Source organism: Jannaschia donghaensis, assembly GCF_001403795.1.
Lineage (GTDB): Bacteria > Pseudomonadota > Alphaproteobacteria > Rhodobacterales > Rhodobacteraceae > Jannaschia > Jannaschia donghaensis.
This window is the reverse complement of sequence record NZ_CXSU01000011.1, coordinates 418,179-437,651: the sequence shown is the minus strand read 5'-3', so window position 1 is coordinate 437,651 and position 19,473 is coordinate 418,179. Positions and strand designations below refer to the sequence as shown.

General features: G+C 65.0%; 22 protein-coding genes and 1 pseudogene. 13 read left to right on the top strand and 10 right to left on the bottom strand.

All coding sequences use genetic code 11. The features are described from left to right. Positions 1 to 691 (top strand): annotated as a pseudogene (locus JDO7802_RS17600) (polysaccharide biosynthesis/export family protein); the annotation flags it as partial. Between the two features lie 100 nt (positions 692 to 791). Further along, complete coding sequence (locus JDO7802_RS06650) at positions 792 to 1,904, top strand: DUF2793 domain-containing protein (RefSeq protein ID WP_055083839.1); 1,113 nt, start codon at positions 792 to 794, stop codon at positions 1,902 to 1,904. A gap of 13 nt (positions 1,905 to 1,917) precedes the next feature. On the opposite strand, the gene pip is transcribed toward JDO7802_RS06650, so the two are convergent. Continuing rightward, positions 1,918 to 2,907 carry a prolyl aminopeptidase gene (gene pip, locus JDO7802_RS06645; RefSeq protein WP_055083838.1) on the bottom strand — a complete coding sequence of 330 codons (990 nt, stop codon included), beginning with the start codon at positions 2,905 to 2,907 and terminating at the stop codon, positions 1,918 to 1,920. Positions 2,908 to 2,984: 77 nt separating this feature from the next. Here pip and ubiG point away from each other — a divergent pair, with 77 nt between their 5' ends. Beyond that, positions 2,985 to 3,725, top strand: a complete 741-nt coding sequence (gene ubiG / locus JDO7802_RS06640) for a bifunctional 2-polyprenyl-6-hydroxyphenol methylase/3-demethylubiquinol 3-O-methyltransferase UbiG (RefSeq protein WP_055083836.1) — start codon at positions 2,985 to 2,987, stop codon at positions 3,723 to 3,725. Here ubiG and JDO7802_RS06635 read toward each other — a convergent pair. Continuing rightward, positions 3,722 to 4,345 carry a TetR/AcrR family transcriptional regulator gene (locus JDO7802_RS06635; protein WP_187298106.1) on the bottom strand — a complete coding sequence of 208 codons (624 nt, stop codon included), beginning with the start codon at positions 4,343 to 4,345 and terminating at the stop codon, positions 3,722 to 3,724. The genes ubiG and JDO7802_RS06635 overlap by 4 nt on opposite strands. A gap of 337 nt (positions 4,346 to 4,682) precedes the next feature. Next, positions 4,683 to 4,985 carry a hypothetical protein gene (locus JDO7802_RS06630; RefSeq protein ID WP_055083834.1) on the bottom strand — a complete coding sequence of 101 codons (303 nt, stop codon included), beginning with the start codon at positions 4,983 to 4,985 and terminating at the stop codon, positions 4,683 to 4,685. Between the two features lie 343 nt (positions 4,986 to 5,328). Here JDO7802_RS06630 and JDO7802_RS18230 point away from each other — a divergent pair, with 343 nt between their 5' ends. From JDO7802_RS18230 to JDO7802_RS06610, 5 genes are read left to right on the top strand one after another with little or no spacing between them, the layout of a single operon-like run. Beyond that, positions 5,329 to 5,505, top strand: a complete 177-nt coding sequence (locus JDO7802_RS18230; protein WP_187298105.1) for a hypothetical protein — start codon at positions 5,329 to 5,331, stop codon at positions 5,503 to 5,505. A gap of 43 nt (positions 5,506 to 5,548) precedes the next feature. Beyond that, entirely contained in the window at positions 5,549 to 6,484 is a 936-nt protein-coding gene (locus JDO7802_RS06625) for an AEC family transporter (protein WP_055083832.1), read from the top strand. Beyond that, positions 6,485 to 7,291, top strand: a complete 807-nt coding sequence (fghA, locus tag JDO7802_RS06620) for an S-formylglutathione hydrolase (protein WP_055083830.1) — start codon at positions 6,485 to 6,487, stop codon at positions 7,289 to 7,291. It begins immediately after the preceding gene. After that, positions 7,288 to 7,911: an HAD family hydrolase gene (locus JDO7802_RS06615; protein ID WP_055083828.1), complete on the top strand. Its 624-nt coding sequence runs from the start codon at positions 7,288 to 7,290 to the stop codon at positions 7,909 to 7,911. The genes fghA and JDO7802_RS06615 overlap by 4 nt, the downstream gene beginning before the upstream one ends. Further along, positions 7,908 to 8,810, top strand: coding sequence for an ornithine cyclodeaminase family protein (locus tag JDO7802_RS06610; protein WP_055083826.1), 903 nt, complete (start codon positions 7,908 to 7,910; stop codon positions 8,808 to 8,810). The genes JDO7802_RS06615 and JDO7802_RS06610 overlap by 4 nt, the downstream gene beginning before the upstream one ends. 55 nt (positions 8,811 to 8,865) lie before the next feature. Here JDO7802_RS06610 and radC read toward each other — a convergent pair whose 3' ends face one another. From radC to sfsA, 3 genes are read right to left on the bottom strand one after another with little or no spacing between them, the layout of a single operon-like run. After that, positions 8,866 to 9,693 (bottom strand): RadC family protein, encoded by an 828-nt coding sequence (gene radC, locus JDO7802_RS06605; RefSeq protein ID WP_083481054.1) that lies wholly within the window; start codon positions 9,691 to 9,693, stop codon positions 8,866 to 8,868. A gap of 52 nt (positions 9,694 to 9,745) precedes the next feature. Then, complete coding sequence (map, locus tag JDO7802_RS06600) at positions 9,746 to 10,558, bottom strand: type I methionyl aminopeptidase (RefSeq protein ID WP_055083824.1); 813 nt, start codon at positions 10,556 to 10,558, stop codon at positions 9,746 to 9,748. 28 nt (positions 10,559 to 10,586) lie between these two features. Continuing rightward, on the bottom strand, positions 10,587 to 11,300 hold the full coding sequence (gene sfsA / locus JDO7802_RS06595; protein ID WP_055083822.1) for a DNA/RNA nuclease SfsA: 714 nt from the start codon (positions 11,298 to 11,300) through the stop codon (positions 10,587 to 10,589). A gap of 39 nt (positions 11,301 to 11,339) precedes the next feature. On the opposite strand from sfsA, the gene JDO7802_RS06590 reads away from it, so the two are divergent. The 4 genes from JDO7802_RS06590 to JDO7802_RS06575 are packed head-to-tail and all read left to right on the top strand — an operon-like array spanning position 11,340 to position 14,243. Beyond that, the gene (locus tag JDO7802_RS06590) at positions 11,340 to 12,059 is read left to right on the top strand and encodes a competence/damage-inducible protein A (RefSeq protein ID WP_055083820.1); all 720 of its coding nucleotides are present in this window, start codon (positions 11,340 to 11,342) and stop codon (positions 12,057 to 12,059) included. Continuing rightward, positions 12,056 to 12,775, top strand: a complete 720-nt coding sequence (locus tag JDO7802_RS06585; protein WP_055083818.1) for a GNAT family N-acetyltransferase — start codon at positions 12,056 to 12,058, stop codon at positions 12,773 to 12,775. Before JDO7802_RS06590 ends, JDO7802_RS06585 begins: the two co-directional genes overlap by 4 nt. Beyond that, positions 12,772 to 13,341, top strand: a complete 570-nt coding sequence (locus JDO7802_RS06580) for a peroxidase-related enzyme (RefSeq protein WP_055083816.1) — start codon at positions 12,772 to 12,774, stop codon at positions 13,339 to 13,341. Before JDO7802_RS06585 ends, JDO7802_RS06580 begins: the two co-directional genes overlap by 4 nt. Then, entirely contained in the window at positions 13,338 to 14,243 is a 906-nt protein-coding gene (locus JDO7802_RS06575) for an OmpA family protein (protein ID WP_055083814.1), read from the top strand. The genes JDO7802_RS06580 and JDO7802_RS06575 overlap by 4 nt, the downstream gene beginning before the upstream one ends. Positions 14,244 to 14,328: 85 nt before the next feature. Here JDO7802_RS06575 and JDO7802_RS06570 read toward each other — a convergent pair whose 3' ends face one another. The 4 genes from JDO7802_RS06570 to ilvD all read right to left on the bottom strand — a co-directional run bounded on the left by JDO7802_RS06570 (position 14,329) and on the right by ilvD (position 18,340). After that, a complete protein-coding gene (locus JDO7802_RS06570) occupies positions 14,329 to 15,234 on the bottom strand; it encodes a LysR family transcriptional regulator (protein ID WP_055083811.1) in 906 nt (301 codons plus the stop codon). Between the two features lie 167 nt (positions 15,235 to 15,401). Continuing rightward, complete coding sequence (locus tag JDO7802_RS06565) at positions 15,402 to 15,773, bottom strand: hypothetical protein (protein ID WP_055083809.1); 372 nt, start codon at positions 15,771 to 15,773, stop codon at positions 15,402 to 15,404. Between the two features lie 11 nt (positions 15,774 to 15,784). Next, positions 15,785 to 16,570 (bottom strand): DUF6478 family protein, encoded by a 786-nt coding sequence (locus JDO7802_RS06560; protein WP_055083807.1) that lies wholly within the window; start codon positions 16,568 to 16,570, stop codon positions 15,785 to 15,787. 6 nt (positions 16,571 to 16,576) lie between these two features. Then, positions 16,577 to 18,340, bottom strand: a complete 1,764-nt coding sequence (gene ilvD / locus JDO7802_RS06555; RefSeq protein WP_055083805.1) for a dihydroxy-acid dehydratase — start codon at positions 18,338 to 18,340, stop codon at positions 16,577 to 16,579. Between the two features lie 123 nt (positions 18,341 to 18,463). Between ilvD and JDO7802_RS06550 the strand changes: the two genes are divergently transcribed. Next, entirely contained in the window at positions 18,464 to 19,372 is a 909-nt protein-coding gene (locus JDO7802_RS06550) for a CPBP family intramembrane glutamic endopeptidase (RefSeq protein WP_055083803.1), read from the top strand. Positions 19,373 to 19,473 lie beyond the last annotated feature (101 nt).

Genomic DNA, 19,473 nt, shown 5'->3' with positions numbered 1-19,473 from the left:
GCGGGCGCGCGACGTCATCCAGAATTCGCTCTCCAGTGTTGCGGAGTCGGCGCAAGTCCAACTCTCACTGACGGAAGGACGCGGAAACTCGGTCGATCTGGTCGGTGGTGTGCGCCGCGCGGGATCGTTCCCGATGCCGGACCGGAACTACACGGTTCTCAGCCTGATCGCCGCAGGCGGCGGCGTGGACGGGGGGCTGGAAAACCCGCAGATCCGTCTGCAACGCGGATCACGCGTCTATGGCACGTCGATGAGTCGTCTTTACGCCGAGCCGAACCTCGACACCCTTCTGCAAAGCGGGGACCAGGTCATCGTGAAGGAAGACGACCGGTATTTCCTGTCGGTCGGGGCTGCGGGACAAGAGGCGCTGCACCCGTTCACCCGCGACGTGCTCAGCGCGATGGACGCGGTGTCGATCATCGGCGGCGTCAAGGACAGCCGGGCCGATCCCCAAGGCGTGCTGATCTTACGCGAATATCCCGCATCGGCGCTGTCGCCGGGCGTTCGTGGGCCGCGCAACCAGCGCGTAATCTTTGGGCTGGACCTGACATCGGCGGACGGCTTGTTCTCGGCCCGCAATTTTCAGGTGATGCCGCAGGACCTCGTCTATGTGACCGAAAGCCCGGTGACGACCACCCAGACGATCTTCGGTCTGATCGGCGCGGCGTTCGGTCTGGCCCGCCAGGTCTAGGTCCGCCGGCCGCAGCGCACGGTTCACCGTGAGGTTAAGGCCCGCTTAACCGTTCAGACGGAGTGTCCGGTCTTCACATCACCGGAGGCTGCGACGTCCCATGTCGGAAAATACACGAATTCTGTCCCTGCCCCTGATCCAAGGCGGACAGGCCCAGAAGCATATCACCCACAACGAAGCGCTGCGCCGGTTGGACGCCTTGGTGCAGCCGGTGGCGCTGGACCTGGACCTGACGGAGCCGCCCCTGCTGCCGGATGAGGGCGACAGGCACATCGTGGCGACCGGCGCGACCGGTGACTGGGCTGGACGGGACGGCACCCTTGCGGTGCGCGAAGGCGACGGCTGGACCTTCATTTCGCCAGCGCCGGGGTGGCAGATCCATGTGATCGCCTTGGGATCGACCGTGACGTTCGATGGCGTGGCGTGGCGCACGGCCCAGATCCGCACATTGGGCATCAACGCCACCGCCGATGACACCAACCGTCTGAGCGTCGCTGCGGATGCCACGCTGCTGACGCATGATGGCGGCGGCCATCAGGTAAAGATCAACAAGGCGGACCCGGGCGATACCGGCAGCCTTCTGTTCCAGACTGGCTTTTCCGGTCGGGCGGAAATGGGGTGCGCCGGAACGGACGGGTTTTCGGTCAAGGTCTCGGCCGACGGGTCGACGTGGAATACGGCACTGACAACGGACCCCGCGACCGGTGTGGTGTCATTTCCGTCGGGCACCCGCGTATCGAACCGCGTTCCGGTCGGCGGTCGCTGGTCGTGCTTTCCGGACACCCGCTGGGTAACTTTTAATTCCGAGACCGGTCCCGCTGGGGGCACCCACGCCTCTGGCGGCGGGGTGGGGATGGAACCCGCGAAAGCATGGAAGGCGGTTGGGCCGTTCGTATCGGCAGGCACGACAGTCACGGGGCTCGGCGGTTTGATGCGGGCCTCGAACGCGAATATCGTGGGCTGCGACATTCGCGTCTATTTTCAGGCGGGACCCGCGGGTGGGGGCTGGTCCACGGACACTGCAACGACGCGGACGCTTCTGCTTGCCGCCGATGCCGTCGCTCTGGGCACGTTCTGGACCGCGCTGGACGAACCCTTCGCGCCATTCGACGTGCCGCAGGACGGATTTCTGACGGTCCATGTCAAACCCCGGGGAACGTTCACGACAACGGGCCACATCGCCTCGGCCCTGACGCTCGACCTGATGGGCTAGATCGGTCGTCCGGTCAGAACCGCAGGGTTCCGGCGTGGATACGGCCAACGCTGTCGGTGGCGGCGACGAGACGTTCGGTGATGCCTGATTCCGACAGGGCGTGACCGGCGAAGGGCGCGAAGTCGAGCGACGCGCCCGACCAGCCCTGCGCCAGAAGATGCGCGGACAGGGGCGGACAGATCATGTCGTACCGGCCCTGCACGATGTCACCCCGGATCCCCGCCAGCCGATCGAGGTTGGCGCGGATCCAGCCGTCGTGATCGAGGAATCCCTTGTTGGTGAAATAGTGATTTTCCAGGCGGGCGAAGGCGCGGGCGTATTCGCCCCCCGGCTCCCCGGAGCGGCCCTGTGAATGGACGGAGGCGAGCGCGTTTTCCCATGATGCCCAGGTGCGCGCGAATTTCACCTGTTCGTGCGGCGGCGTATCGAACAGACGTCGGTTGTAGGCAGTGATCAGATCGCCCTGTTCGTCTTCGGGGATCATGGAACGGAACCGGGCCCATTGGTCCGGCCAGAACGCCCCGGCCCCACCGCCGTAGAACCAGTCCAATTCTCTCTGCTCCATCAGGAAAATGCCGCGCAAGATCAAATGGGCGGCGCGATCGGGGTGCGTGATCGCATAGATCAGCGCCAGCGTCGCCCCCCAGCTGCCGCCGAAGACAGCCCATTTGTCTATGCCCAGCTCGGTGCGGATACGCTCGATGTCGGCCACCAGATGCCATGTCGTATTGTCCGCAATGCTGGCATGCGGGCGCGACCGGCCGCAGCCCCGCTGATCGAACAGAATCACGCGCCAGACCGATTTATCGAAGAAGCGGCGCATCATTGGGCTGCATCCGCCGCCCGGCCCGCCATGCAGCACGACGACCGGCAAGCCGTCGGGATTGCCGCATTGCTCCACATAGATCTTGTGGCCGTCCCCCACGTCCAGCATCCGCTGGTCGAAGGGGTCGACGGCGGGGTAGAGCGCGGTCGCGCTGGTCTGTCGCGTGATATGATCCATTGCCGATCCTATATAGGCTACCCGAGCCGCACCACCACCGATAGAAACACGAAACCCGAACAGACCCGGAGGATGACATGACCACCACGATCGACGCCGCCGAAATCGAAAAATTCCAGGCCATGGCGGCCGAGTGGTGGGATCCGAACGGCAAGTTCAAGCCGCTGCACATGCTCAACCCCTGCCGGCTCGATTACATCACGACGCAGATCGCGGCGGAATTCGACCGGGACCTGACGCTCGACCGCCCGTTCGAAGGGCTGCGCATCCTCGACATCGGATGCGGCGGGGGTCTTTTGTCGGAACCGATGGCGCGACTTGGGGCGACGGTCGTGGGCGTGGACGCCGCGGAACGGAACATTCCCGTCGCGCGGGCCCACGCCGAACAGTCGGGATTGAAGATCGACTATCGCCACACCAGCGCGGAAGATCTGCTGCGCACCGACGAAGCGCCGTTCGACGCGGTGCTCAACATGGAAGTGGTGGAACATGTCTCCGACCCGTTGGCCTATCTGACGGCGTGCCACGATCTGCTGCGCCCCGGCGGGATAATGATTTGCTCCACCATCAACCGAAACCCGAAATCCTACGCGATGGCGATCATCGGGGCGGAGTACGTCATGCGATGGCTGCCTAAGGGCACGCACGACTGGTCGAAATTCATCACCCCGGACGAGTTGTTCGATCTGCTGGGTCGGGCCGGGATGCGCGCGGAAGATCGGATGGGATTCGTGTTCAACCCCGTCACCTGGACCTGGCGGCTGTCGGAGCGGGATCTGTCGGTGAACTACGTCACGGCCAGCGTCCGCCCGACCTAGGCCGGCTGCGCGCCGTACCGGGCCATGAACGTCTCGACCGCGCCGTCGACAACGCGTGCGATTTCTTCCTCGCTGGCGTGTTCGCGGATGCCGAACACCATTTCGGTGAAAAGCTGGGCATGGCACAGTTCGATGTACTGGTCAGAAGCCAGTTTCAGATCGTCGATCACCAGATCGCCCTTCTCCACCGCCTGTTCGAAATAGGCGCACATGGTGCCGTGGAAAACTTCGGGGCCGGTGCGGTAGAATTCCCGGCCCAGTTCGGGAAACCGGTCGCGCTCGGCGACGCACATCCGGAAGATGGCCTGCCCGAACGGCGACAGCACCAGACCCATCATCCGACGTCCCGCCTCGGCCAGAACAGTCCGGGGATGGTCGTACTCGTCCAAGATCCGGGCCGCTTCATCGATCTGGGTCAGGCATTCGGTCTTGGCGACTTCAAGGAACAGAAGGCTCTTGTCCGCGAAATAGCTGTAGAGCGTCGCCTTGGATACGCCGGCCGCCTTGGCAATGGCATCGACACTGGCCCCCTCATAGCCATCGGCCATGAATACGTCGCGGGCCCCGGCAAGCACCTGGTCGAACTTGCGCCCCTTCTTGATTACCGAGGCTTCGTTCATGATGTTCCCGCTCCCATTGAACGGAAATATAGACGGAGATGCCCGGCGCACAAGCGCGACGACGGGGCAGGCACGATCCGTCGTGTCGGTCATCCCGACATTCGGAGCCCTGCGGTCGTTCCGCGCGGACTGCTGTCGTTGACCGATGCCCCTTCCGTCGGGGCGGCAAGAACCGGGATGTATACGGTCCGCGACCTGGGCGTGGCGGGCGCGCAAGACAGGATGAGCAGGGCGCAAGAGGTCATTGTCAGGCGGCCCATCGGTGCTGCCCTCCGAAATAGAACAGAATGGACGAGCGGACACCGGGAGATGTGCCCGCCCGAACCGTCGCAACGCGTCAGTTGTCGTCAAGCAGGTTGATGATCTGCGCACGATCGAGGACGCCGCAATCCTCTCCGGTCAGCCCGGCCGAGGATTCGAGTTGCGAACAGACGCCCGGCGTTCCGCCGCCACGAGAGGACACGGCCCGCGGGGCGTCGACGATCGTCCAGGCGTCGTCATCGATCTCGATGATCGGTCCCTTGGGTCGATCTTCGGCCATGGACCAGCCGTCGTCGTCGATCACCATACGATCGGCGACCGCAAAAGTAGGGGCCGCGATCAGCGCGATAAGAGATGCGGTAAGGAAGGTTTTGGTCATACGAAGTCTCCGATCTTGGATATGCGCCTCTGAAAAGACTGAACCGTTCAGTTCATACTCATAAAGATGATCCCCAATTTGAGTCGGGTCAACAAAAATATGTACTAAACCGTTCAGTATCATTTCCGAAATCTGCGGACGATCCGCTCTCAAGAATCGTCCGCAGATCGCGCCATCCGAGGGGATGCTGACGAATGACACGAGGGATTTGCGGCACCGGGTTGGGTTCCGGCGACTGCCCGCACGTCAACTTGGCACCCCATGGCCCATTGGCGCAATTCGCGGATTTTCGCTTTCGGCCAAGCCCCGCCGACCCTTGCGCGGACCTTGGCCGTCGGACACGATGCGTCATGCCTGCCGCTCCGTTCGCCACGCCCGAACCGTCATCGCGTCGCCCGATCCGGGGCCGATCCTGAAACGCCGTCTGATCCTGCGCGCCGTCATGGCCATCGCCCTTGGGCTGTCGCTCTGGCTTATCGCCGACCGTATGGTCGAGCAGGTCAGAACCGAACAAGGCTAAGCCGTCGCTGGACAGGCCCCCCACCGCCCGATAGCCATCGGATATGCTGGCGATTTTCCTTAAAACACTTCCCTTCTTCGCGTTGATCGCCATGGGATATTTCGCCGGTCGCACGAAATTCTTCACCGCCGAGGCGACGGCCTATCTCACGAAGTTCGTGTTTTGGTTCGCCCTGTCCGCGATGCTGTTCAATTTCGCGGCCAATCTGACCCTGGCCGAGATTCTGGATTGGCAGTTCATCACAGCATACCTCTGGGGCTGCATCACCGTTTATCTGATCGCGACGGCCGTCGGCATGGTGCGTGGCCTGCCCGTGGCCGAAGCGGCGGTCGAAGCGCAGGTCGCCATCATCGGCAACGTCGGGTTTCTGGGTATTCCGATGTTCATCCTGCTGCTGGGGCCAGAAAGCGCCGGTCCGATGCTGATGGTGCTTTCGGTAGACCTGATCGTCTTCTCCTCGCTCATCGTGATTCTGATCACCGGCTCGCGCGAAGGGCGCGTGTCGGTCACCACCCTGCGAACCGTCGGCCTTGGCCTGATCAAGAACCCCATGATCGTGTCCATCGTCCTCGGCATCGCCTGGTCGTCCACGGGGCGTGACCTGTGGACGCCGGTCAATGAATTCCTGACGATCCTCGGGGCCGCCGCCACGCCCGGTGCGTTGTTCGCGATCGGCGCGTCGCTGGCCGGCAAGACGGCGGAGCGTCTGTCCATCGCCGGCTGGCTGACGTTCTGCAAACTGGTGCTGCACCCGGCTGCCGTCGCCTTGGCCGCGCTTGTCATCTTTCCCGTCGCCGATCCCTTCGCCGCGACGGTGATGATTGCGGCTGCCGCGTTGCCCGTGGCGGGAAACGTCTACATGCTAGCGCAGCACTACGGTGTGGCCCCGCAACGGGTCAGCGCCGCAATCCTGGTGTCGACCGCCGTGTCGATCGTCACCGTATCGGTCGTGATCGGCCTGCTGACCGGAGGAACCTGAATGAAAACCCTGTCCCAGAACCGCTGCTTCGGGGGGACGCAGGGCGTCTATACCCATTCCTCGGATGCGACGGGCACGCAGATGACCTTTGGCCTGTTTCAACCCGAAGTCGCGACCGGCGCGGTCCTGTGGTTCCTGTCGGGCCTGACCTGCACGCACGAAAACGCGATGAACAAGGCGGGTCTTCAGGCCTGGGCGGCGGAGGCGGGGGTCGCGCTGGTCTTCCCCGACACGTCGCCCCGCGGCGAAAACGTGCCGGACGACGATGCCTTTGACATGGGGCAGGGCGCAGGGTTCTATGTCGACGCGACCGAAGGGGCCTGGGCCGCGCAGTTCCAGATGGAAAGCTATATCACCAAGGACTTGCCCGAAATCGTCTTCGCCGCCTTCGATCTGGACGACACGCGGCAGGCGATCACCGGACATTCGATGGGCGGGCACGGGGCCCTGACCCTGGCCTTGAAAGAGCCGACGCGCTTTCGCTCGGTCTCCGCCTTTGCGCCCATCTGCAATCCGTCGACCAGCGACTGGGGAACGCCCCAGCTGACCGCCTATACCGGCAAACCAGCGGCCCATGACGCGACGCTTCTGGTGCGCGGGGGTGCGACCCTACCGCCCTGTCTGATCGACACCGGTACAGCGGATCAGTTCTACGACAAGCTGGGCACCGCTGCCTTCGCCACCGCCCTGATCGACACCAAGTCGGAGGCGACGGTCAATTTGCGGCGCGGCTATGATCACAGCTATTTCTTCGTCTCGACCTTTGCGCCCGATCACATGGCCTTCCACGCGGAGCATCTGGCATGACGGCGATCCGCGCCGTGATCTTCGATATCGGCAATGTCCTGATCGAATGGCAGCCCGAGCGATTCTACGATCGCGCCATCGGCGAGGATCGCCGCCGCGCCATGTTCGCGGCCGTGGATCTGCATGCGATGAACGACCTGGTCGATCTGGGCCACGGGTTTCGCGACATCATCTATGCGCAGGCCGACGCGACACCCGACTGGCGGGACGAGATCCGCATGTGGCACGACAATTGGCTGGAGCTGGCGACGCCGGTGATCGACCGATCCGTCCGCCTGCTGCGTGCCTTGCGTGCGAAAGGCGTGCCCGTCCACGCGCTGACCAATTTCGGGATCGAGAGCTTCGACCTGGCCAAGAGGCATTTCGACTTTCTGGGGGAATTCGACCGCGCCTTCGTGTCCGGGCACATGGGCGTCATCAAGCCCGACCCGGAGATCTACCGGCAGGTGGAGGATGATCTCGGGCTGCCGGGGGCCGCGCTGCTGTTCGCCGACGACCGCGATGCGAATGTCGCCATGGCGCGGGCACGCGGCTGGAACGCGCATCTGTTCGACGGACCGGGCGGCTGGGCCGACCGACTGGTGGCCGACGGTCTGCTGACGGCGCAGGAAGCCGCGTGACCCCCCGCTTCATCGGACCGGAGGCGGAGGCGCATCTGGACTGGACCGCCTTGGGTCGCGCCTTCGATGCGGGCCACCAATTGCCCCGCGCGCAGGTGGAAGACAGCTTCCTTTACCGCGGCGACGACACCATCCTCAGCCGGGCCGCCTGGATCGATGGCCTGGGCGCATTGGTCAAAACCGCGACGATCTTTCCGGGCAACGCCGACGCAGGCAAGCCGACGATCGGGGGGGCGGTCTCGCTTCTGTCCGATTCCGACGGAACACTGGCGGCGACGCTGGATTTCGCGCTGGTGACCAAATGGAAGACGGCCGGAGATTCGGTTCACGCGGCCCGCAAACTCGCCCGCCCCGACAGCACGCGCATCCTGATCGTGGGGTCGGGCACCGTCGCCCGGTCGCTGCATCAGGCGTATTCCGCAACCTTTCCGGGCGCGCGGTTCACCGTCTGGTCGCGCACCGCCGCTGCCGCCACCGCCTTCGCGCAGGCGTATGACATCGACGCCGCACCCGATCTGGAACGCGCGGTCCGGGACGCCGATATCGTCACCTGTGCCACGATGACGACCGCGCCTGTGCTGCATGGCGACTGGCTGCAACCCGGTCAGCACATCGACCTGATCGGTGCCTACCGCCCCGACATGCGGGAGGCGGACGACGACGCCCTGCGCCGCGCATCGATCTTCGTGGACGCGCGGGCAACGACGCTGGATCATATCGGAGAGCTGAAGATCCCACTCACCGCGGGCGTGATCCAACGCACGGACGTGCGCGCCGACTACTACGAAGGAGACGCAATGCGCCGGACGTCAGACGATGAGATCACGCTGTTCAAGAACGGCGGCGGGGCGCATCTGGACTTGATGACGGCGAATTACATCCTGAACGCGGTCGCATGAGGTTGCCGGGGCCTTGCCCCGGACCCCACGGTATTTCAGGCCAGAAGACTGCGGATCAAAGAAGGCCTTCGGACCGAAACGATACTTCGGCCCCCTTTCCGATGATCAGGTGATCGTGCAGCACGATGCCCAGCGTCGCCGCCGCATCCCGGATCGCATGTGTCATCGCGATATCCGCATCCGATGGGGTCGGATCGCCCGACGGGTGGTTGTGCACCAGGATCAGGGCCGAGGCGTTCAGCGCCAAGGCCCGCTTGACCACCTCGCGCGGGTAGACCGGCACGTGATCGACGGTGCCTTCGGCCAGTTCCTCGTCTGCGATCAGCACGTTCTTGCGGTCGAGATAAAGCACGCGGAACCGTTCGGTGTCCTGGTGGGCCAGCGCGGTCGTCAGATAGGCGAGCAGCGCATCCCAGGACGACAGGACGGGCCGCTCCATCACCGTCGCGCGTGCCATGCGGTGCCCCAGGGCTTCCATGATCTTGAGCTGTTCGACAACGGCCTGACCCGCACCCGACACTTCGGCCAGCCGCGCGGCGGGGGCGGCCATGACCGCGTTCAGGTCACCGAAAATGCGCAACAGGCGTTTGGCCAGCGGTTTGACGTCGCCGCGCGGCAGGGCGCGAAACAGCAGCAGCTCCAGCAGTTCATAGTCTGGCATCGCCGCCGCGCCGCCCTGCATGAACCGCGCGCGCAGGCGGGCCCGGTGGGCCAGGCGGCTGTCGGGTTCGTCCACGGGAAGTTCCGGCGGCGGTACAATGCCCGCGCGCGCGGGGACCAAGCGCGCGGACACCGGAGCGGGCGTTCCAAAAAGATCATGGCCTGGCGCTTCGGAGAGGGTATCGTCATCGCGCAGGTGCTGATCGGATACGAAACGGCTCATGCACCACGTCTGACACCCAAAAGGTTAACGTCAGGTTAACGACGCGTGCGGGTCAGGCGGAGTAGGTCGGATGGAACAGGCCCGCGGGCGACAGGGTGAAGATTTCCGCGCCCGTCGCCGTCACGCCGATCGAATGCTCGAATTGCGCCGACAGCGACTTGTCGCGGGTCACGGCGGTCCAATCGTCGGCCAGCACCTTGGTTTCGGGGCGGCCCAAGTTGATCATCGGCTCGATGGTAAAAAACATCCCCTCCTCCAGGGTCGGCCCCGTGCCCGGTCGTCCGTAGTGCAGCACGTTGGGCGGCGCATGAAACACCCGGCCCAACCCATGACCGCAAAAATCGCGCACGACGCCCATGCGGTGTCCTTCGGCATAGGCCTGGATGGCGTGGCCGATGTCCCCGAACGTGTTGCCCGGTCGCACGGCCTCGATCCCTTTCATCAGCGCGTCGTGCGTGACCTGAATCAGACGTTCTGATTTGCGCGACAGTTTGCCCGCGACATACATCCGCGAGGTGTCCCCGAACCAGCCGTCGACGATCACGGTGACGTCGATATTCAAGATATCCCCGTCCTTGAGCAGCTTGTCACCGGGGATGCCGTGGCACACGACATGGTTCACGCTGATGCAGCTGGCGTGTTCATAGCCCTTGTACCCGATCGTGGCCGAGGTCGCGCCGGCGGCCTCCACCCAATCGGTGATAAGCTGATCCAATGCACCGGTCGTGGCGCCCGGAACAACATGCTCCGCGATCCGATCGAGGATGTCCGCGGCCAAATCGCCCGCGGCCTGCATCCCTTTGAAATCGCTATCCTCGTGGATGCGAATGCCGTCTCGTGTCAGTCTGCCGCGATGTTCGTCCAAGGTCACACTCCTGCGTCTTGCGATCCATTTAGGGGCGCGCGCCGGAATTATCCACCACCGGCAAGGGTGGCCCGGCCTCGACCCCCGCGACCGTGATCCGCGACGACAGCGCCATGATCTCCACGCCGGCCGCGCGCGCCGCATCGAAGGCGCGGGCATAGCCAGGGTCGATGTCGCCCGCGACGCTGACCGAAGTGCAATCGGTGCGCTGCACGACGAACACCAGCACGGCGCGATGTCCACGGCGCACCATCTCGGCCAATTCGTCCATGTGCTTGGCCCCCCGCACCGTCACGCAATCGGGAAATTCGGCCAGCGTTCCCGTGCGCCGAAGATGGCAGTTCTTGACCTCGACGTAGGTCGAGGCCTCGTCCCGTGTCACCACGAAATCAACGCGGGAGTTGGTGCCGTATGCGACTTCGGCCCGGACGTCGCCCACAAGACCGGGCACCTGCCCCGCGCGCAGCGCCTCGCCCACCACGCGGTTGGGCACGCCGGTATCGATGCCCGCCATATGGCCATCCGGCAGTTCGGTCAGGCGCCAGCTATATTTCAGCTTTTTCTTCGGATCGTCGTTCGGCTCCACCCAGATGCGCGTGCCGGGCGCGGCCAGACCGGTCATTGCACCGGGGTTCGGGCAATGGGCCGTTACCTGCGTCCCGTCGTCGAGCACCACGTCAGACAGAAACCGCTTGTAGCGACGGATCAGCGTGGCGGGGACGAGCGGAGTGGCGAAGCGCATGGCCCCGACCTATACCCATGGAGAATGCAGGAGACCAGAATGCCGAACCCAACCGCCGCCATGCTCGTCATCGGGGACGAGATCCTGTCGGGGCGCACCCGCGATGCCAACATGCACCACCTGGCCGGACAACTGACCGAGGCGGGCATCACCCTGGCAGAAGTGCGCATCGTGTCCGACGACCACGACGCCATCGTCGCGGCGCTGAACGGGCTGCGCGGCATGTGGGATACGGTTTTCACGTCAGGTGGCATCGGTCCGACGCACGACGACATCACCGCCGATGCCGTTGCCGCCGCCTTTGCCGTGACCGTCGATGTGCGCGACGACGCACGGGCCCTTCTGGCCGCGCATTACGCCAAGACCGGATCGGAATTGAACGACGCCCGCCTGCGCATGGCGCGCATTCCCGAGGGGGCGACGCTGATCGACAATCCCGTATCCGTGGCACCCGGTTTCACCCTCGGCAACGTGCACGTCATGGCCGGGGTGCCGCAGGTGTTCCAGGCGATGGTGGCCAGCGTTTTGCCCACCCTGATGGGCGGCGCACCGCTTTTGTCGACGTCGACCCGTATCGACCGGGGCGAAGGCGACATCGCGGGGCCGCTGGGAAAACTGGCAAGCGATTACGACGACCTGTCCATCGGGTCCTACCCGTTTCAGAAGGACGGCAAATTCGGGGCGAACATCGTCATTCGCGGCCAGGACCGCGCCCGGCTGGACGAGGCGACGGCGCGGGTGGCGGCCCTGTTCGCGTGACCGACCTGCCCGACGCCAAGCGGATCATGGCGGCCGTGCGCGCGACGTGGCCGCCATCGTCGCTGGCACGCGTCGGGCCTTTCGATCTGCCGGCCGAACGGACGGGCACGCGCCGCGCGACATCCGCCAGGGCGCGGGATGGTGCGACCGCAACGACGGGCGACATCGCGGCGGTGGAGGGGGCGCGGCCCGGCACGATCTTCGGCACGCTTGACGGGGCAGAGGATGCGATCGCCACCCTTCTGAAAGCGCGCGGCTATGCCATGACCGGCGCATCGGACTTGATGGCCGGACCGGTCGGGCCGATGACCGGAGACATCCCGCCCGTCAGCGGCTTCGCCCATTGGCCGCCCCTGGCGATCTGCGACACGCTGTGGGCGGCGCATGGCAACGACGCGTCGCGCCGCGCGCCTCTGGACCGTGCGCCGGGCCCAAAGGCCGCGATCCTACTGCGCCACGACGACCGGGCGGCCGGTGCCCTGTTCGTCGCTGTCCACGATGGTCTGGCCGTGTTGCATCTGGTCCTGACGCTGCCCCGGTTTCGCCGGCAGGGCGTCGGCCGCATCGCTATGCGGCATGCGGCCAACTGGGCGGCGGCAAACGGGGCAGAATACATCGTCCTGCCGGTGGAGGCAGACAATGCGGCCGCCGTCGGCCTATATGAACGCATGGGCCTCTCCCGCCGGGGCGGCTATCGCTACTGGACACCTGCATGACCCAAGACCGACCCACCGCCCTTAACCTGCCGCAGATGGACCCGCTGCCGGACGCGACGCAGCGCTATTTCGACATCTGCGTCGAAAAGCTGGGCTTCGTGCCCAACGTCCTGCGCGCCTATGCGTTCGACGTTGACAAGCTGAACGCCTTCACCGCGATGTACAACGACCTGATGCTCGCCCCGTCCGGCCTGTCCAAGCTGGAGCGGGAGATGATCGCCGTCGCCGTATCGGCCGAAAATCGGTGCTTCTATTGCCTTGTTGCGCATGGTGCCGCCGTGCGCGCCCTGTCGGGCGACCCGCATCTGGGCGAGATGATCGCGATGAACTACCGCGTCGCCCCCGTCGATGCGCGCGTGCGCGCAATGCTGGATTTCGCGGTCCAGATGACCAAGGCATCGGCGACGATCGAGGAGGCGGACAGGCAGGCCCTGCGCGACCACGGCCTCAGCGATCGGGACATCTTCGATCTGGCCGGCGTAGCGGGGTTCTTCAACATGACCAACCGCGTCGCTTCGGCCATCGCGATGGCCCCCAACCCCGAATACCACGGCCAAGCCCGTTGAAGGCAGTCGCAGCCCTTCTGGCGTTTGCCTTGCCCGCGCAGGCGGCCGATCTTGCGATGCCGTTTCCCGCAACGCAGACCTTTGCCGAAACCCGCCCCCTGTCGAGCCATCGGATCGCCACGGGCCGTTTCGCGGACACATTGCCGTCGGTCACCGCCGAAGGTGCCGTCACCCGGCGCATCTGGCAGGTGTCGGGGGCGGAAACGACGTTGCAGGTGCTGGCCCCCCTGCGCGATCAATTGACCGAACAGGGATGGGCGACGGTTTTTGACTGCGCCACGCGAGCCTGCGGCGGTTTCGACTTCAGGTTCGAGATCGACGTGACCCCCGCCCCGCAGATGTTCGTCGATCTGGCCGACTTCAGATATCTGGCGGCGCAGAAGGATGACGCCTGGACGACGCTGCTGGTCAGCCGGTCGGCGGACCTGAGTTTCGTGCAGATGACGCAGGTGGATCCCGATGGCACGGTAGAGCCGACGAAAAGCACGTCGAACCCCGCGTCTCCCCCAGGACTGACCGCCGTATCGGACGTGGCGCAAATGCTTGTGACGACGGGGCGTGCGGTTTTGTCCGACCTCGAATTTAAGACCGGGTCTGCAGATCTGGTTCAGGACAGCTATGCGTCTCTCGATGCGCTGGCGGCGTTCCTCGACGCCAATCCGGCGACGACCATCGCGCTGGTTGGACATACGGATGCAGAAGGCGGGGCGGCCGGAAACCTCGCCATTTCGCGGCGCCGGGCGGACAGCGCGCGCGCCCTTCTGACCGGGGCCTACGGCATTGCGCCCGGCCGGGTCGAAACACAGGGCGTCGGCTTCTTCGCCCCGATCACGCGCAACGACACCGAAGCGGGCCGCCGGATCAATCGCCGCGTCGAAGTGGTGATCACATCGACGCCGTAGCGGCATTTTCCTGCATCGAATGATCGAACGGACCGCCCCGGAAGGCGGCCCGTCGAAAGATCACGTCATCGGCGGGAAGGGTGGTTCACCACTCCCCGGGGCCGCGGTCGCGGAAGCTCTCGACCAGGAAGTCGATGAATGCGCGGACCTTGGGCTGGGTATATCGACCCGGGGGATAGACGGCATAGATGCCTTGCGTTTCGGGGGACATGCCCTCGATCGCGGGGACAAGTTTGCCCTCCTTCATGGCTTCCGCATAAAGAAAGTCCGGCAGGAACGCGATGCCCAGGCCATTGACGGCCGCGTTGAGCAGGGATTGTCCGTCGTTCACCGTCAACCAGCCGGCGGAGCGGACCTGACGCTTTTCGCCCGACGGGGCGGTCAGCTTCCAGACCGAACCCGTCGCCTGGTTCGAATAATGCAGCAGCTTGTGCTCGTTGAGGTCGTCGATCCGCTGCGGGCGGCCGTATTCCTCCAGGTATTCCGGGGAGCAGATCATCTGCTTGTGCGTTTCCGCCAACTTGCGAGCGCGCAAGGAGCTGTCTTCAAGATCGCCGATCCGCACCGACAGGTCGAACCCCTCGGAAATCAACTCCACATAGCGGTTGTCGAGGACCATGTTGACGGTGATGTCGGGATATTCATGCAGAAAACCGCCGAGGATCGGGGACAGATGGTTGACGCCAAAATCTGTCGCGACGGAGACCCGCAGCATCCCCGATGGCGCGGATTGCATCGATGTCACCAGCGCATCGGCCTCTCCCGCGTCGTTGAGGACACGGCGGGCCCGGTCGTAATAGGCAAGACCGATTTCCGTGGGCGAGACGCGACGCGTCGTCCGGTTGAGGAGGCGCGCACCGAGGCGGGTCTCCAGGGAGGAGACGTGCTTGGAAACGGCGGATTTGGAGATCCCCAATTTCTTTGCGGCATCGGTGAATCCGCCTTGATCCACGACCGTGGCGAAGGCTTCCATTTCAGACAGACGATCCATGTAGCAGATCCTTGGCGGTTATTGAACTTGGGCCAAGGGATGAACCACGAATGGGGCAGCAACGTGCCGGGGGTGGGTCAATGCCGGTATGGTTTCGCGATTAAACCGGGGCAGGAAACAGAGAAACGACCATATTAACTATTTATTAACAGTTACTTAATGGTGATTCAGCTCTCGTTCACATGACGCCGGAAGGCGGTTTTCATCAGGTCCAACTCGTCGCGCAGCGCGTCGACCTGCGCGCGCAGATCCTCGGGCGCGCTCAGCCCCGTGACCACCGTCACGCTGTCCAACGCGGTGCCATCGGGCAGTCGAACGAAAACCGTCTGCGTCCCGTCCGTCAGGGGGGCCAGGCCCATCTCTGCCTCGACCTGCCAGCCGCCATCCACTTGCGTGACCGTCATTGTGCCAAGCGTTTCGCCGCCCAGAACAAGGGTCAGATCGGGTACCTCCGCCCCGTCGCCCCCGGTCAGAAGGCCGCGATACGTCCCACCCGTCACGCCAGTGCGATGCAGGATCCAGGGACAGGGCTGGGGCATGGTCGAACCTTTCAGATATCGGCGCGGGGCCGGCGGGTGACGGTCAGATCCTCGATCCGGACGAGGTTCATTTCGGGCCGCTCGAAGATCAGGTCGATCCAGGCCCCTTCCAGCTTGGCGGGGTTTATCTCGTCGAAGCCGAGGTCGAATTCGGCGGTCACGGGGCTGCCGGCGTGGTCGCCGGGTCGAAGCTCGCTGACCATCTGATCGGTGTTGGGGCCCTGTTTGATGTTCAGACGCACGAACATCTCGCCGGTTCGTTCCATCTTCAGGCGGGTGGAGATGCCGATGATATGCGACCGCCGCAAGCTCAGCGCGGCCTGTTGCGGCAGATCCAGCGCCAGCGACAGGAACGACCCGGCGAACCCCAGAGCATCGACGCTGAGCGCATAGGGCGCGGCCGCATCGGGCCGGTTGGTCCGGGTCTGCTTGAGCGTAATTTCGGTCAGCGGGCAGTCGTGGAACAGGCGCACGCCGTCTGTCAGGCCCGTGCCCCCCGTAGCCCCGGCGATAACCTGCGGCGTCATCTGCACCGCCCAGGGGGCCGGCCGCCAGGCCCAGTCGCATTGCGGGGGCCGGTCGATGGCATCGGTACCGACGTGGCGGCCGTCAAGCACGCGGTCCGCCGCTTCGGCCAGCTGGCGCGCGTGGGTCGCGACCTGACGCGCACGCGGCCCAAGACGGGCCAGCGTCGCCGCGTCCAACGTCTCTGCCGATTGCGCTGCCCGCTGCCAGCGCCGCACCGCAAGGCGCGACCGCAGGCTTTCCACAAGACTGGGCAGACGCGGGACGGCCATGGTCGGTTACAGATCCATGTAGATGTGCTGTTCGTCGCGGGCACCGGGATGGGTGCAGGCCCCGTTTTGCGCCGACCCGACCAGCTGCGCATATTTCCACAAGGCACCGGAGGCATAGATCGTCTTCTTCGCCCCTTTCCAATCGGCGCGGCGCTGCTCCATCTCCGCGTCGGGGACATCGACGTCGATCGTCCCCTCGATGGCGTTGAGCGTGATGACGTCGCCATTCTTCAAAAGCGCGATCGGTCCGCCGTGCGCCGCCTCCGGTCCGACGTGACCCACGCAGAAACCGCGCGTCGCGCCCGAAAACCGCCCGTCGGTGATCAGCGCGACTTTCTTGCCCATCCCCTGACCGGACAGCGCGGCGGTCGTCGCAAGCATTTCGCGCATGCCGGGGCCACCGGCGGGGCCTTCGTTGCGGATGACGATGACTTCGCCTTCCTCGTACCCGCGGGCCTTGACGGCTTCGAACGCCTCTTCCTCGCTCTCGAACACGCGGGCCGGACCGGTGAATATCTGGTGCTGCGCTTCCATGCCCGCGACCTTCACGATCGCGCCCTCGGGGGCCAGGTTGCCCATCAGGCCGATGACGCCGCCAGTCTTGGTGATCGGGGTCTCGACAGGATAGATCACCTTGCCGTCGGCCTCGCCGCGGGTCTCGTCGATGACTTCGCCCATCACCTTGCCTGTCGCGGTGATGCAATCCTCGTGGATCAGGCCCGCCTTGCGCAGCTCCTTCATCACGATCGGCACGCCGCCGGCTTCGTACAGGTCCTTGGCGACGTATTGGCCGCCCGGCTTCAGGTCGACGAAATAGGGCGTGTCGCGGAAGATATCGCAGACGTCCTGCAGGTTGAAGTCGATCCCCGCCTCGTGGGCGATGGCTGGCAGGTGCAGGCCGGCGTTGGTCGACCCGCCGGTGCAGGCCACGACGCGTGCCGCATTCTCCAGCGACTTGCGCGTGACGATGTCGCGGGCGCGAATGTTCTTTTCCAGCAGGTTCATCACCGCCAGACCGGACGCGATGGAATATTGATCGCGCGACTCATAGGGCGCGGGCGCACCGGACGAATTCGGCAGGGCAAGGCCCATCGCCTCGGACACGCAGGCCATGGTGTTGGCAGTGAACTGGCCGCCACAGGCCCCGGCCGACGGGCAGGCGACCCGCTCCAGCACATCAAGCGCTTCGTCCGACAGATTGCCGGCCTGGTGGTTGCCCACCGCCTCGAACATGTCTTGCACCGTCAGATCGCGGTCGAGGTATTCGGCAGGCACGTTCGCCCCGCTGGCCACGCGGCCCGGCAGAATCGATCCGCCATAGATGAAGACCGACGGCGTGTTCAGACGCACCATCGCCATCATCATCCCCGGCAGCGACTTGTCGCACCCGGCCAGACCCACCAGCGCGTCATAGCAGTGCCCCCGCATCGTCAGCTCGACCGTGTCGGCGATGGCCTCGCGCGATGCCAGCGACGACCGCATCCCTTCGTGGCCCATGGCGATGCCGTCGGTCACGGTGATGGTGGTGAATTCGCGCGGCGTTCCGTTACCCTGTTTCACGCCCAGCTTTACGGCCTGCGCCTGACGGTTCAGCGCGATGTTGCACGGCGCCGCCTCGTTCCAGCAGGTCGCGACGCCGACCCATGGCTGATGGATGTCTTCCTCGGTCAGCCCCATGGCGTAGAAATAGCTGCGGTGCGGTGCGCGCGCGGGCCCTTCGGTCACGTGGCGGCTGGGCAGATTGGTCTTGTCGGTGGGGGCCTTCGCCATGGAACAGTCCTTCTTGTCACTTTGCCAACGGGGATAGACGCGGGGGCAAGGCGCGACAAGCACGATTGCCCGGACAATCCACGCTGTCTAAGAAGAGGAAAACAACACGACGGTATGCCAGGCATGTGGACCCACCAATTCGATCGCTTCGTCGCGCCCGCCCGCGGCAAACCGCAGCTGTGGCGCGGCGCGCTCGGCGTGGCTCTGATCGCGCTGGGCTACGTTGCGGGTTTTGGTCTGGTAATCGCGGCGCTGGTCGTCGCATTGGGTCAGGACGAGGCGACGGCCTACCTCGCCACATTCGAAACCGGCGGCACGCCGACCCTCGTGGTGATGTTCCTTGCCATGTTCGCGGTGCCGCTGCTTGCGGTCATCGCAGCGGCCAAATGGTTGCACCAGAGATCGGGGCGCAGCCTGTTCGGGCCGCACGTCCTGCGCGATTTCGTCATCGCCTGCGTGATCGCGGCGCTGATCTACGGCATCCTGGGGCTGGCGCTGCCGGTGCCGTTCGTGCCGGTCCCGAATGTGCCCCCGTCGCTGTTCCTCAGCTTCCTGCCCGTCGCCCTGGTCGCCATCGCGATCCAGACCGGCGCGGAGGAGCTGGCCTTTCGCGGCTATCTGCAACAGCAACTGGCCGCGCGCTTCCGCACCCCCCTCGTCTGGATGCTGGTCCCGTCGGTTGCCTTCGGCCTGCTGCACGTCGATCCCTCGGCGGGCTGGGGTCAGGCGTGGACGGCCCTGCCGCCGACCCTGTTCGGTCTGATCGCCGCAGATTTGACGCGCATTACCGGGTCGATCGGCATGGCCTGGGGCCTGCACTTTTTGAACAACTGCTCGGCCATCCTGCTGATCTCGCTCAAGGGCAACCTGTCTGGCCTGGCGCTCTACACCACGCCCTTCGGGGCGGAGTCGCTGTCGCTGGGCGATCCGCTGATCTGGCAGGAAATGCTCATCACCGTCATTGTCTGGGTCTGCCTGCGGCTCTGGCTTGCGCGGCGCAGCCCGCCGGCGCGGCACATGACAGAGGCGTGATGTCTGGCGGGCGCACAGATCTCGACCCGAACGGCACCCGGGGTTTGTGCACCAGGCGGATCGCTGACGGACCGGCGGTCTGACGGGGCACCGCATCGACC

Coding starts and splice junctions, on each gene's coding strand:
- JDO7802_RS06635 (WP_187298106.1), bottom strand. CDS start 4,345: ATGAACGAAGCCTCGGTAATCAAGAAGGGGCGCAAGTTCGACCAGGTG.
- JDO7802_RS06565 (WP_055083809.1), bottom strand. CDS start 15,773: ATGCCCCAGCCCTGTCCCTGGATCCTGCATCGCACTGGCGTGACGGGT.
- JDO7802_RS06550 (WP_055083803.1), top strand. CDS start 18,464: ATGTGGACCCACCAATTCGATCGCTTCGTCGCGCCCGCCCGCGGCAAA.
- JDO7802_RS06570 (WP_055083811.1), bottom strand. CDS start 15,234: ATGGATCGTCTGTCTGAAATGGAAGCCTTCGCCACGGTCGTGGATCAA.
- sfsA (WP_055083822.1), bottom strand. CDS start 11,300: ATGCGCTTCGCCACTCCGCTCGTCCCCGCCACGCTGATCCGTCGCTAC.
- pip (WP_055083838.1), bottom strand. CDS start 2,907: ATGGATCATATCACGCGACAGACCAGCGCGACCGCGCTCTACCCCGCC.
- JDO7802_RS06650 (WP_055083839.1), top strand. CDS start 792: ATGTCGGAAAATACACGAATTCTGTCCCTGCCCCTGATCCAAGGCGGA.
- JDO7802_RS06590 (WP_055083820.1), top strand. CDS start 11,340: ATGCCGAACCCAACCGCCGCCATGCTCGTCATCGGGGACGAGATCCTG.
- JDO7802_RS18230 (WP_187298105.1), top strand. CDS start 5,329: ATGCGTCATGCCTGCCGCTCCGTTCGCCACGCCCGAACCGTCATCGCG.
- radC (WP_083481054.1), bottom strand. CDS start 9,693: ATGAGCCGTTTCGTATCCGATCAGCACCTGCGCGATGACGATACCCTC.
- JDO7802_RS06580 (WP_055083816.1), top strand. CDS start 12,772: ATGACCCAAGACCGACCCACCGCCCTTAACCTGCCGCAGATGGACCCG.
- JDO7802_RS06560 (WP_055083807.1), bottom strand. CDS start 16,570: ATGGCCGTCCCGCGTCTGCCCAGTCTTGTGGAAAGCCTGCGGTCGCGC.
- JDO7802_RS06615 (WP_055083828.1), top strand. CDS start 7,288: ATGACGGCGATCCGCGCCGTGATCTTCGATATCGGCAATGTCCTGATC.
- ilvD (WP_055083805.1), bottom strand. CDS start 18,340: ATGGCGAAGGCCCCCACCGACAAGACCAATCTGCCCAGCCGCCACGTG.
- JDO7802_RS06630 (WP_055083834.1), bottom strand. CDS start 4,985: ATGACCAAAACCTTCCTTACCGCATCTCTTATCGCGCTGATCGCGGCC.
- JDO7802_RS06625 (WP_055083832.1), top strand. CDS start 5,549: ATGCTGGCGATTTTCCTTAAAACACTTCCCTTCTTCGCGTTGATCGCC.
- fghA (WP_055083830.1), top strand. CDS start 6,485: ATGAAAACCCTGTCCCAGAACCGCTGCTTCGGGGGGACGCAGGGCGTC.
- ubiG (WP_055083836.1), top strand. CDS start 2,985: ATGACCACCACGATCGACGCCGCCGAAATCGAAAAATTCCAGGCCATG.